Origin of the sequence: Leifsonia sp. 563 (genome assembly GCF_040545055.1) — a bacterium.
Classification (GTDB): domain Bacteria; phylum Actinomycetota; class Actinomycetes; order Actinomycetales; family Microbacteriaceae; genus Leifsonia.
The window spans coordinates 369868-382060 of sequence record NZ_JBEPLE010000001.1 but is presented as its reverse complement, the minus strand read 5'-3'; the positions used below and the strand labels follow the sequence as shown (position 1 = coordinate 382060).

Genomic DNA, 12193 nt, shown 5'->3' with positions numbered 1-12193 from the left:
GCGGGGAGGGCCTTCGCACGCCTCCGGTAGGCTGGATGCATACCCCCCTTATGCCGGCCGGCCCGGCGGATGGAGACGGATGATGGTAGACGTTCGACGGGTGAAGCTGCCCGGGGTCGGGGTGCTTCACACCTTCGTGACCGACGATGGCGGCAAAGTCGGCGTCATCGCGCACCGGTCCGGCCACAGCGACCTGATCACGTTCTCGGACCACGAAGACGGCAGCGACGTCACCAAGGTGTCGCTCCGGCTCAACGAGGATGAGGCCCACACGCTCGCGGAGCTGCTCGGCGGCACGCAGATCACCGAGGCTCTGACCGCGCTCGACCAGATCCCCGGTCTCAGCATCGACTGGTTCACCGTCGACTACGACGACTACATCGCCGGTCAGCAGCTCGGCGCGCCCGGCGACCGCGGCTTCGTCGGCCTGACGGTGGTCGCGGTCGTGCGCGGGGACTCCGCCAACCCGGCGCCCGCTCCCGACTTCAAGGTGTTCCCCGGGGACACGCTCGTGGTCGCCGGCACGCCGGAGAAGGTCGCGAAGGCGTTCTCGTTCTTCCGCACCGGCGAGGTCGCCCACCGTGTCACCGCCGACGCTCCGCCCGGAGGCTGATTGACGATGCATCTCGGCGAAGACCTCATCGTTCTCGGCATCCTGCTGCTCGTTGCGTACGTGCTCGGGCGCCTCGGCAGGTTGGTGAGTCTCCCCGCGATCCCCATCTACATGCTGGTCGGGTTGCTGGCCAGCCCGCACACCGGCTGGTTCCCGCTCAACTTCGAGAGCGACTACATCGAGCTCATCGCGATCTTCGGGCTCATCCTGCTGTTGTTCAACCTGGGTCTGGAGTTCGACCAGGACGAGTTCTTCGGTAACTTCGGCAAGCTGATCGTCTCCGGCGGCTCATACATCGTCATCAACATGGGCGTCGGCCTGATCTTCGGGTTCATGGTCGGATGGGGCACCCGCGAGGCGCTCATCATCGCCGGGATGACGGCCACGTCGTCGTCGGCGATCGTCACCAAACTGCTCATCGAGCTGCGGCGGCTGGCGAACACCGAGACGCCGATGATCCTCGGTGTCACCGTCGTCGAGGACATCTTCATCGCCATCTACCTGGCGATCGTCTCCGTGGTGCTCAGCGGCGAGACCGACTTCTGGCCCGTGGTCGGCAAGCTCGCCATCGCGTTCGCCTTCCTCGTCGTGATGTTCACGATCGCGCGCTGGGGCGGCCGGTTCGTCTCGCGGCTGTTCCGCACGAAGGACGACGAGCTCTTCACCATCCTCTTCTTCGGGTTCGCGGTGCTGTTCGCCGGCATCGGCGAGTTGCTCGGCGTGACCGACGCGATCGGCGCCTTCCTCATCGGCCTCGTCCTCGGGGCGACGAAGTACCGCCGCAAGATCGAGCAGATCGCCATCCCGCTCCGGGATGTGTTCGCCGCGTTCTTCTTCCTCAACTTCGGCCTCGCGCTCGACCCGGCGAAGTTCCCGTCCGTGCTCCTGCCCGTCGGGATCGCCGTCGTCATGACGATCGTGCTCAACATCGGCGCCGGCCAGTTCGTGGCCTGGATCAACGGGATGGGCGTGCAGGCCGGCATCAACACCACGGTCATCCTTCAGAACCGCGGAGAGTTCGCCCTCATCCTCGCCACGCTGTCGCTCGCCGCAGGACTGGACGAGCGCATCCAGCCGTTCGCCGGTCTCTATGTGCTCATCATGGCGATCATCGGCCCGATCCTCGCAGCGAACTCCGAGAAGATCGGTGCGATGATCCTACGGTCCGGCCCGTCACGCCGACGGGAGCGGAAGAAGACGAAGAAGCGCGAGCCGATGCTGGACGAGGAGATCGCCCTGGTCGAGGCCGCGACCGCCGACCTCGACTCCGACGCCCGGCGCGAGACGGAGAGCGTCGACGAGACGCAGCGGGCCGTCGACAGGATGGTCGAGCGGGCCATGCAGGATGACACGAGCGGCGAACGGGAACGGGACTGACCATCGAGACGACCACGGGTGCCGAGCCGATCGCCGGCGAGACCACCCTCTTCCAGATGATGCGGCGCCCGCGGTGGATCGGCGCGCTGGTATTCGCGCTGCTCCTCGCCGCCGGGTTCGCCTGGCTCGGTCAGTGGCAGCTCGAGCGGGCCGTCGAATCGGGAAAGGCCGTCGAGGCCCCCAGTGAGACCGTGCTCCCGCTCGCGGATGTCGCCGGTCCGTCGTCACCCCTCCGCGATGTGGCCGTCGGGCAGCTGGTCGAGTTCACCGGGACGTTCGTGCCCGAGGACTACCAGCTGCTTCACGACCGGCTCAACAAGGGACGCAGCGGCTGGTGGGTCGTCGGTCACGTGAACCTCGAGCGCGACGGCCGACCGGTCGCGCTCGCCGTTGCGCGTGGGTGGGCTCCCGACAAGGCGTCCGCGCAGGCGGCAGTCGAGCGGCTGTCGCGGCAGGCGGACACGGATCCGCAGCGCATCGTCGGTCGCATCCTGCCCGACGAGCAGCCCGAGGTGCCGACCGACAAGAAGGATCCGACGGCGATGCGCACGCTCGGCGTCGGCGCCCTCTACAACTTGTGGACCGGGGTCGACGGCATGCCCGTCTATGCGGCCTACGTCGTCGAGCGCGGGGCGCCGGCCGGGCTGGTCCAGATCTACTCGCCCCCGCCGATCGCTCAGACCGAGCTGAACTGGCTCAACATCTTCTACGCGGCCGAGTGGATCATCTTCGCCGGGTTCGCGGTGTTCCTCTGGTACCGCCTCGTGAAGGACGCGAAGCAGCGGGAGGACGAGCTGCGCGAGGAGCAGCTGCTCGAACGTGAGAAGCGTGAGAAGCAGGATGCGATGGCCGGGAAGAACCCCCAGTCCGAGCCTTTAGAATAGGCCCATGCCCCTCGCTCCCAAGCTCGAAGACTTCCCGAAGATCCGCGGGGCGCTCCGGTTCTACCAGGTGTTCGCGTACGTCACGGGCATCATGCTGCTGCTCCTGTGCGCCGAGATGGTCGTCAAGTACGGGCTCGGCTACGAGCTCTTCGCGTTCAGCAACTACGGCGCGCTGACCTTCGTCCCGGTCGAGACCGCCGTCGCTCCGACCGGAGTGGACCTGAGCACGGGCATCCTCATCGCACACGGCTGGCTGTACGTCGTGTACCTGATCTCCGACTTCCGCCTGTGGAGCCTGATGCGCTGGCCGTTCACGAAGTTCGTGATGATCGCCCTCGGCGGCGTCGTCCCGTTCCTCTCGTTCTTCGTGGAGGCGCGCATCACCAAGCAGGTGAAGTCCTACCTGGCCGGCCGCGAGGCCGAGGCAGCCGACCTCGTGGAGGCGACACATTAGCGGCGAGACAAGGAGCCCTGACCCGATGAGCACGGATGCGGCGTTCACCGATCTTCTGGGCGGAGCCGACTCCGCCAACCCGTCCGGGCCCGTCCTGGTCGTCGACTTCGGCGCGCAGTACGCGCAGCTGATCGCCCGGCGCGTGCGCGAGGCGAATGTGTACTCGGAGATCGTCCCGCACACGGTGACCGCGTCCGAGGTCGCTGCCAAGCGCCCCTCCGGGATCGTGCTCTCGGGCGGACCGTCCTCGGTGTACGAGGAGGGCGCACCGCGGCTCGACGAGGCCATCCTCGACCTCGGCGTCCCGGTGCTCGGCATCTGCTACGGCTTCCAGGTCATGGCGACCGCGCTCGGCGGCGAGGTCGCGAAGACCGGCCAGCGCGAGTACGGCTCGACCGCCGTGCGGATCAGCGACTCCGGCATCCTGCTCGACGGCCAGCCGGAGGAGCAGACGGCCTGGATGAGCCACGGCGACTCGGTCGCCCGCGCGCCAGAAGGGTTCGACGTCCTCGCGTCGACCGACGGAACGCCCGTCGCCGCCTTCGCGAACGACGAGCGCAAGCTGTACGGCGTCCAGTGGCATCCCGAGGTCAAGCACTCCACCTACGGCCAGGCCGTTCTCGAGAACTTCCTCCACCGGGCCGCCGGCATCCCGGCCGACTGGAACAGCGGCAACGTGATCGCAGACCAGGTGGCGGCAATCCGTGCCCAGGTCGGTTCGGGCCGTGTGATCTGCGCGCTCTCGGGCGGGGTCGACTCCGCCGTCGCGGCTGCGCTGGTCCACGAGGCCGTCGGCGACCAGCTGGTCTGCGTGTTCGTCGACCACGGCCTTCTTCGCAAGGATGAGGCGCGCCAGGTCGAAGAGGACTACGTCAAGGCGACGGGCGTCCGGCTCGTGACGGTCGATGCGCAGAAGCAGTTCCTCGACGCGCTCTCCGGCGTCAGCGACCCGGAGACGAAGCGCAAGATCATCGGCCGCGAGTTCATCCGCGTCTTCGAGAAGGCTCAGGCCGACCTGATCGCCGAGGCGGCCAGCGAGGGCGACCCCATCCGCTTCCTCGTCCAGGGCACCCTGTACCCGGACGTCGTGGAGTCGGGCGGCGGAACGGGCACGGCCAACATCAAGAGCCACCACAACGTCGGCGGCCTGCCGGAGGACCTCCAGTTCGAGCTGGTCGAGCCCCTCCGCACGCTGTTCAAGGACGAGGTGCGCGCCATCGGCCGCGAGCTCGGACTGCCGGAGGAGATCGTCTCCCGCCAGCCGTTCCCCGGACCGGGCCTCGGCATCCGCATCGTCGGAGAGGTCACCCAGGAGCGTCTCGATCTGCTGCGCGACGCCGACGCCATCGTGCGCGCGGAGTTGACCGCCGCAGGCCTCGACGCCGAGATCTGGCAGTGCCCGGTCGTGCTGCTCGCGGACGTGCGCTCGGTCGGCGTGCAGGGCGACGGCCGCACCTACGGGCACCCCATCGTGCTGCGCCCGGTCTCCAGCGAGGACGCCATGACGGCCGACTGGACCCGCCTGCCGTACGACCTGCTGGCCAAGATCTCGAACCGCATCACCAACGAGGTGGATGGCGTGAACCGGGTCGTGCTCGACGTCACGTCGAAGCCGCCGGGGACCATCGAGTGGGAGTGATCCCGCACTGACGACAAAGGCCCGGGATGCTGAACCAGCATCCCGGGCCTTCGTCGTGAAATGTGGGTGTCAGTCGCGCGAGATCGCCAGCATGCGGAGGATCTCGAGGTACAGCCAGATGACCGTGACCATGATGCCGAAGGCACCCGACCAGCCGTAGATGCGCGGGGCGCGGTTCGCCACACCCTGCTTGATCGCGTCGAAGTCGAGCACCAGCGAGTAGGCGCCGAGCAGGACGACCAGGAGGCCGATGATCAGGCCCAGCTTGATGCCGGTGTTGCCGAGCTCGACGCTGTTCAGGCCGAAGCTTCCGCCGGTCACGCCCGTCCACATGAGGACCAGGTTGACCAGCGAGTAGGCGAGGTAGCCGAACATCGCGATGAGGAAGATCTTCGTCGCCTTCGCCGAGGCGCGGATCTTGCCCGAGGCGAAGAGCGCCAGAGTCACGCCCACGACGGCGAACGTCGCGATGACCGCCTGGATGACGATGCCCGACCACTGCGACTCGAAGAACATCGAGATGGCGCCGAGGAAGATGCCCTGCGCGGCCGAGTATCCGAGGATCAGGCCGGGGGACGGCTTGCGCTTGAAGATGTTGACGAGCGCCAGCACGAAGCCGACGATCGCGGCGGGGATGGCGAGAACAGGGACGAACCAGCCGACGCCGGCGCCCGCGAGCAGGAGAACGAAGCAGATCGCCGTCTTGGTGATGGTGTCTTCGACCGTCATCCGGTCGGTGTCCACGGCCGTCGCCGACGGCGACTGGTACATCTGCTCCAGTTTCTCGGCGGAGACGGTCGCCGCCTGGCCGTTGGTGGAGAACGCCGGGTTCGTAGAGAAGGCCGGGTTGTTGAGTGCCATGAGCTCCTCGTTCTGTGGGTGGACCGGTTACCGGTCGTCTCCGTCCAATCTACGGGGTTCTTTTCTGAGAGTTCTGACAGATTGCCATGAATCGAATCGGATAGCGATCCATTTCGCGAGCCACGCGGCCCCGACGATGACCGCCGTGCTTGTGGCGATGGTGATCCAGCCGTGCTCGTAGTCGTGCACGAACAGGGGGAGGAGGGCGCTCCACGCGGCCGGGAGGAGGAGCACGGCGAACGAGGGGAGCGGGCGGAGCCGGACGAGCAGCCAGGCCGCGAGGACGACCGCGTAGCACCAGGCGAAGCCGGAGCCGCCCAGCATGAGCCAGGTGAACCCGAGGACGGGAAGGGGGACGGCGACGCGCCGGCCGATCGTCGACGGGAGCACGGCCCAGCCGGCCGGCTGCATGAGCGATCCGATGAGGAGGAGCGTGAGGCTGTACGTCGTGGTCCCGAGCACGCACGCGGTTCCGACGACGAGCATCGCGAGTCCGACGATCAGTCGGGGGCGGTAGGCGCCCCAGCGGAGCGGGAGCAGGGACGCGGGCTCCCTCCAGCCGCCGTGTGCAGGCGTGCCGGTGTCCGGCCGGGCGGGGTCGCGGGGCGCGGGGGCCGTGTTGGGATCGGCGGACACCCGTCGATTCTGGCACTCCTCACGCGTCGACGACCCGGCATGTCGGTGCCCGGGGTGGCATGCGTGCTCCGAGCTAGGATCGGGCCATGCGCGCGCGAACGGCTCCGGTGGTCATCGGCCACCGCGGGGCTCCGGGGTATCGGCCGGAGCACACGCAGGGCTCGTACGAGCTGGCGTTCCAGCTCGGTGCCGACGCCGTCGAGCCCGACATCGTGGCGACGAAGGACGGAGTGCTCGTCCTCCGGCATGAGAACGAGATCTCGGGAACGACGGATGTCGCGGACCACACGGAGTTCGCCGATCGCCGGACGACCAAGGAGGTCGACGGGGTCGCGCTGACCGGCTGGTTCACCGAGGACTTCACCTGGGACGAACTGTCGACGCTGCGGGCGCGGGAGCGCATCCCGGCTCTGCGGCAGCACAGCTCGACCTTCGACGGGCACTACCCGATCCTCCGCCTGCGTGACCTGCTCGAGCTGATCGATCGCACGGGCGAGGGCTCTGGGCGGCCGCTGGGTCTCGTGGCCGAGCTGAAGCACGCGACGTACTTCGAGGCGGCGGGGTACCCGCTGGACGAACTGCTGTTGCGGGATCTCGCGGACGCGGGTTGGACGGATCGAGCCGGTGTGGTGGTCGAGAGCTTCGAGCGCACCGTCCTGGTGAAGCTGCATGAGCGCGGCTTCCGAGGTCGCCGCGTGTATCTGCTGGAGGATTCGGGCGCTCCGGCGGACCGTGTCGCCGCCCTCGGACCGTCGGCACCCGGGTACGACGCCGATCTCAGCCTGCGCGGTCTGTACGCGCTGGGCTCGGCGGCCCCGTCGGCAGCCGATCGGGTCGACGGAATCAGCGTCGAGACGTCGCTGGTGCTGTCCTCCGGCTCGGTGTCGATGGCGCTGTTCGGGGAGGACGACGGCGCGGACGTCGGCGCGGTCACGTCCGATCTGGTCGATCTCGCGCATTCCGCGGGTCTCGCCGTGTTCTGCTGGACGCTGCGTCCGGAGAACGGGATGCTCCCCGCCGAGTTCCGGACCGAGGGCGCGGAGGCGACCTGGGGGGATTGGCGACGCCACTTCTCGATCCTGCTGCACTCGGGAGTGGACGGCGTGTTCGCCGACCATCCTGACCTGGCGGTGGCCGTGCGCGACGGTCGCTGACCACGCTCGCGGCCGAATGACGGTGGCAGCGACTAAAATCGACTGCAGACATGACGAGCCTTCCCGACGCCCCGCAGACCACCCCTTCCTCCGTCCCGATCATCCTGGACGGGTGGCAGGGCGACGGCACCGACGTCGACGCGACCCCGGGCTCCGGCCCGGGCACCGGCGGCGGGCGGGGCTCGCGCGGAACGGGAGGGCCAGGCGGTTCCGGCCACTGGCGCGGGCCGAGCGAGCGCCTGTTCGAGGGCCTCAACCCGCAGCAGCGCGAAGCGGCCGAGTATCGCGGCCAGGCGCTGCTGATCGTGGCGGGCGCCGGCTCCGGCAAGACCAGCGTCCTGACCCGGCGCATCGCCGGGCTGATCGAGAGCCGCGAGGCGTGGCCGAGCGAGATCCTGGCCATCACCTTCACCAACAAGGCGGCCAACGAGATGCGCGAGCGCGTCGAGCAGCTGCTCGGCGGCAAGGCGCAGGGAATGTGGATCTCGACGTTCCACTCGGCCTGCGTGCGCATCCTCCGGCGCGAGGCCGAGACGATCGGCAAGACTCCGAGCTTCACCATCTACGACTCGGGCGACTCTCGTGCCCTGCTGAAGCGCATCATCAAGGAGCTCGACGCCGACACTCTCGGATTCACCGTCGGCAGCGCGGCGAACCGCATCTCGAAGCTCAAGAACGAGCTGACCGATCTGGAGACCCACGCACGCTCGGCCAACCTCAGTGACCCGCAGGAGGTCATGTTCCTCGAGATCTTCCGCCAGTACACGCGGGAGCTCCGACGCGCGAACGCTTTCGACTTCGACGACCTGATTGCCGAGACGGTCTTCCTCTTCCGCGCCTTCCCGCGGGTGGCTGCGCTGTACCAGAGCCGGTTCCGCCACATCCTGGTCGACGAGTACCAGGACACCAACCACGCGCAGTACTCGCTGATCCGCGAGCTCACCATGCCGGTCGCTCCGGACATCGCCGACGATCTGGAGGCCCACGGCCGCAACGTCGGCCCGCTGCGCGATGCTGCGGGCGTCATCCCGAGCGCCTCCCTCACGGTGGTCGGCGACTCGGACCAGTCGATCTATGCGTTCCGTGGCGCCGACATCCGCAACATCGTCGAGTTCGAGCGCGACTTCCCGGGCGCGAAGGTGGTGCTGCTGGAGCAGAACTACCGCTCGACGCAGAACATCCTGAGCGCTGCCAACGCGGTCATCTCCAACAACTTCGACCGCAAGGACAAGAAGCTGTGGACCGCCGTCGGCGACGGCGAGAAGATTGTCGGCTACACCGGGTACTCGGGCCACGACGAGGCCCAGTTCGTGGCCGACGAGATCGAGAAGCTGCACAGCGCGGGGATGGACTACAAGGACATCGCCGTCTTCTACCGCACCAACGCCCAGACGCGTGCGCTGGAGGAGATCTTCATCCGCTCGGCCTTGCCGTACAAGGTGATGGGCGGCACGAAGTTCTACGAGCGGGCCGAGATCAAGGACGCGATGGCGTATCTGATCACGGTCGCGAACCCGAGCGACATGCTGGCGCTCCGCCGCATCCTGAACACGCCGAAGCGCGGCATCGGACCGGCGACGGAGACGCAGCTGGCGAGCTACGCGGAGGACAACGGACTCACGTTCCGTGCGGCCATGCGTGACGCTGGCTCTTTGGGTCTCGGCCCGAAGGTGACGAACGCGATCCTGCAGCTGTCGAATCTTCTGGACGAGGCGGCCGCCAAGATCGACCCGTCGAATCCGGCCGGAGTCTCGCCGGTCGCAGACATCCTCACCTTCCTGCTGGACGGCAGCGGCTACCTGGACGTGCTGCGCAACAGCCGCGACCCGCAGGATGAGGCGCGCGCCGAGAACGTGGACGAGCTCGTGGCTGTGACGCGCGAGTTCGCGCGCAACAACCCGGATGGGACGCTGGTCGACTTCCTCACCGAGGTATCGCTGGTCGCTGCCGCGGATGAGATCGACGACTCGAGCGGCTCGGTGTCGCTGATGACGCTGCACACGGCGAAGGGCTTGGAGTACGACGCCGTGTTCCTGACCGGCATCGAGGAGGACCTCCTCCCGCACCGGATGTCGGCGAACGAGCCCGGCGGCCCGGCGGAGGAGCGCCGCCTGTTCTACGTGGGCATCACGCGTGCGAAGAAGCGACTGTTCCTGTCGCTGGCGATGACGCGGGCGCAGTTCGGCGAGACCGCGGTCGCGATGCCGAGTCGTTATCTGCAAGAGATCCCTGCCGATCTGATCGATTGGCGGCAGTCGCCGGGTTCGGCGAACGGCCGCGGCGGCACGCAGTCTCGCGCGCTCAACGCCCGGCGTCCGGGTCTGGGCGCCGGGTCCGGCGGGACCGGATGGAACGACCCGCTCTCGTCGTCGACGTTCCGCCAGGAGCGCCCGAAGGCGGAGTGGCCGAACCGTGTCACGGGCAAGGTCCGCGACAACGGCGACCTGGAGCTGGCGCCCGGCGACCGCATCCGCCACGCCGACTTCGGCGAGGGTCGGGTCACCCAGGTGACCGGGCAGGGCGCCAAGCGCGTCGCGCATGTCCAGTTCGACAAGGTGGGCGCGAAGAAGCTCCTCATCAAGATCGCCCCGATCGACAAGCTGTGACGGCGGCTGCTCCGACAGAGCGGAAGGGCGGAGCGCCGCGCAACCTCGAGGTGGGTCTGCGGGCGGCTGTCGCTGTCGCGGTGCCATTGTTCATCCTCTTCGCGGTCGACCGTCTCGATCTGACGGCGTACGCCACCTTCGGCGCCTTCACGGCGCTCTATGGAAGGAACGAGCCGTATCGGGTGCGGGTGCGGACCCTCACCGTCGCCGCCCTTGCGCTGCTTCTCAGCATCTCCGCCGGCGTGGGTCTCGCCGTGCTCGGTGAACCGCTCGCGCTCGTGGCCGTCGCACTGGTGCTGGTCGTCGGCGGTGGAACCCTGTTCGTCACGGTTTTCCAGATGATGCCGCCGCAGGCGCTGTTCTTCGTCTTCGCCCTGCTGGTCTGTGCCGCCGTGCCGACTCCGGCGGCGGACGCGCTCCCGCGCATCGGCCTCGCCGCAGCGGCGGCGGCGTTCGCGTGGTTGCTGACGATGTCCGGCTGGGCCGTGCGTCGCATCCCGGGCGTCTCGCGCAGTGCGTTGGGGCGCTCCGGGTTCGTGCCCGACCTGCGTCGGCGGCCCGGCATCGACCTCGCGGCCGTGCGGGATCCTCGGGTCTGGCTCACAGTCGCCCAGAACGTCGCCGGTGTGCTGATCGCCGGCGGCGTCGCCCTCGCGTTCGGACTGGGTCACGCCTATTGGGCCGTGGTGAGCGTCGTGGCCGTGATCCCTCCTGCGCGGGCGGCCCACTCCATCTCGCGTTCCCTGCACCGGATCGTGGGCACGATCGTCGGTGTCGCCGTCACGGCCGTGCTCCTGGTCTGGTCGCCTCCCGCGATCGTGGTGATCTGCGTGATCGTGGTGTGCCAGTTCTTCGCCGAGATCCTCGTCGCGAGGCACTACGGCGCGGCTCTGGTGTTCATCACTCCGCTGGCTCTGTCGGTCTCGCACCTGGCGAGTCCGACACCGTTGAACGTCCTGGTCGTCGACCGCGTCCTGGAGACGGTTCTCGGTGCGGGCGTCGGTATCGCATTGGTGCTTCTCGCCCGCGTCGTCGAGCGTCGGCGCGGTCTCGCCGCCTAGCGCGGCGCGGTCGGCTTCATCGCGGCACGGTCGCCGGCGGCGGCTGGACGCGCTCTGCGCACCGCACGTCGGAGCTTCGCCCGGTAGCGCTCGCGCGGGAGATGGCGCAGGGGGAGCGGCAGCCGGGGGTAGACCGCCGCCGTCCACCGGATCGCGCGGTCGAACCGGCGCTGGCGCTGCTCGTTCCAGGCGAGATCGAACTGACGTCGCACCGCGTCGGGCAGAAGGCCGGCCGTGACGAGCCGCACCAGCGGCAGTGTCGGGCGGAGCCACCACGGCACCCGACGCGGGTACAGGATCTGCCGTGAGATCGCTCGCACGTCGTCGTCCACCCGGAGCGCCAGGACCATTCCGTCCCAGTAGGCGTCGAAGTCCGCGCGCCGGGCCGGCCACCGGTCGTGGGTGAGCTGCAGATTGGACAGCGCTCGCGAGAGCTCGTCGTACGCTCTGTCCGCCTGCGCGGGAGTGAGCGGGCCGAAGACCCGCCGGTGCAGGTCCATCACCGTCTGGTAGAGCGTGGCGGCCACCCAGAGCTGGAGCTCCGGATCGAACGCATTGTAGGCCGATCCGTCCGCCGAGTTCTCCCCGCGGACGGGCGCATGCGCTCGGTTCACGATCCTCCGCATTGCCGCGAGCTCCGCCTCCGAGCCGAACATCGTCGCCGTGAGATAGAGCATCGTGCCGTCGAACCGGTCCATGAGCCGCTCGGCGAAGTCGCTGTGCTCGACGACGCCGCGGCCGACCGAGGGATGTGCGATCTGCAACAGAAGAGCGCGGCCCCCGCCCGCCAAGGTCAGCGCCTCGGAGACGATGTCCTCGACCTCGACGGGCCGATTGCGGGGATTTCTGCGCACCCGGACATCCTGTCGTCGGCTCCTGCGAGTGACCGGAGAGTGAGAGTTGCGTGC

The 12193-nt window shown here is 68.5% G+C and carries 11 protein-coding genes; 8 read left to right on the top strand and 3 right to left on the bottom strand.

Annotation, left to right across the window (positions count from 1 at the left end; all coding sequences use genetic code 11):
- Positions 1-79: 79 nt before the first annotated feature.
- Genes ABIC47_RS01855 through guaA form a run of 5 tightly spaced genes read left to right on the top strand, consistent with a single transcriptional unit; the run spans position 80 to position 4967 of the window.
- Positions 80-613 carry a cation:proton antiporter regulatory subunit gene (locus ABIC47_RS01855; protein WP_231374462.1) on the top strand — a complete coding sequence of 178 codons (534 nt, stop codon included), beginning with the start codon at positions 80-82 and terminating at the stop codon, positions 611-613.
- Between the two features lie 6 nt (positions 614-619).
- Positions 620-1990 (top strand): cation:proton antiporter, encoded by a 1371-nt coding sequence (locus ABIC47_RS01850; protein ID WP_018191913.1) that lies wholly within the window; start codon positions 620-622, stop codon positions 1988-1990.
- Between the two features lie 56 nt (positions 1991-2046).
- Positions 2047-2874 carry an SURF1 family protein gene (locus tag ABIC47_RS01845; protein WP_018191912.1) on the top strand — a complete coding sequence of 276 codons (828 nt, stop codon included), beginning with the start codon at positions 2047-2049 and terminating at the stop codon, positions 2872-2874.
- A gap of 4 nt (positions 2875-2878) precedes the next feature.
- On the top strand, positions 2879-3328 hold the full coding sequence (locus tag ABIC47_RS01840; RefSeq protein ID WP_018191911.1) for a DUF3817 domain-containing protein: 450 nt from the start codon (positions 2879-2881) through the stop codon (positions 3326-3328).
- A 25-nt stretch (positions 3329-3353) separates the two neighbouring features.
- Positions 3354-4967: a glutamine-hydrolyzing GMP synthase gene (gene guaA / locus ABIC47_RS01835; RefSeq protein ID WP_018191910.1), complete on the top strand. Its 1614-nt coding sequence runs from the start codon at positions 3354-3356 to the stop codon at positions 4965-4967.
- Between the two features lie 69 nt (positions 4968-5036).
- On the opposite strand, the gene ABIC47_RS01830 is transcribed toward guaA, so the two are convergent.
- Both ABIC47_RS01830 and ABIC47_RS01825 read right to left on the bottom strand, forming a co-directional pair.
- Positions 5037-5828, bottom strand: coding sequence for a Bax inhibitor-1/YccA family protein (locus tag ABIC47_RS01830; RefSeq protein ID WP_018191909.1), 792 nt, complete (start codon positions 5826-5828; stop codon positions 5037-5039).
- A gap of 27 nt (positions 5829-5855) precedes the next feature.
- Entirely contained in the window at positions 5856-6464 is a 609-nt protein-coding gene (locus ABIC47_RS01825) for a hypothetical protein (RefSeq protein ID WP_354476705.1), read from the bottom strand.
- Between the two features lie 86 nt (positions 6465-6550).
- On the opposite strand from ABIC47_RS01825, the gene ABIC47_RS01820 reads away from it, so the two are divergent.
- Genes ABIC47_RS01820 through ABIC47_RS01810 form a run of 3 tightly spaced genes read left to right on the top strand, consistent with a single transcriptional unit; the run spans position 6551 to position 11285 of the window.
- A complete protein-coding gene (locus tag ABIC47_RS01820; RefSeq protein WP_354476703.1) occupies positions 6551-7618 on the top strand; it encodes a glycerophosphodiester phosphodiesterase family protein in 1068 nt (355 codons plus the stop codon).
- Positions 7619-7668: 50 nt separating this feature from the next.
- On the top strand, positions 7669-10224 hold the full coding sequence (locus ABIC47_RS01815; protein ID WP_020076968.1) for an ATP-dependent helicase: 2556 nt from the start codon (positions 7669-7671) through the stop codon (positions 10222-10224).
- On the top strand, positions 10221-11285 hold the full coding sequence (locus ABIC47_RS01810) for an FUSC family protein (RefSeq protein ID WP_354476701.1): 1065 nt from the start codon (positions 10221-10223) through the stop codon (positions 11283-11285). The genes ABIC47_RS01815 and ABIC47_RS01810 overlap by 4 nt, the downstream gene beginning before the upstream one ends.
- Here ABIC47_RS01810 and ABIC47_RS01805 read toward each other — a convergent pair.
- Positions 11282-12139 (bottom strand): oxygenase MpaB family protein, encoded by an 858-nt coding sequence (locus tag ABIC47_RS01805; RefSeq protein ID WP_354476699.1) that lies wholly within the window; start codon positions 12137-12139, stop codon positions 11282-11284. The genes ABIC47_RS01810 and ABIC47_RS01805 overlap by 4 nt on opposite strands.
- Between the last annotated feature and the right edge of the window lie 54 nt (positions 12140-12193).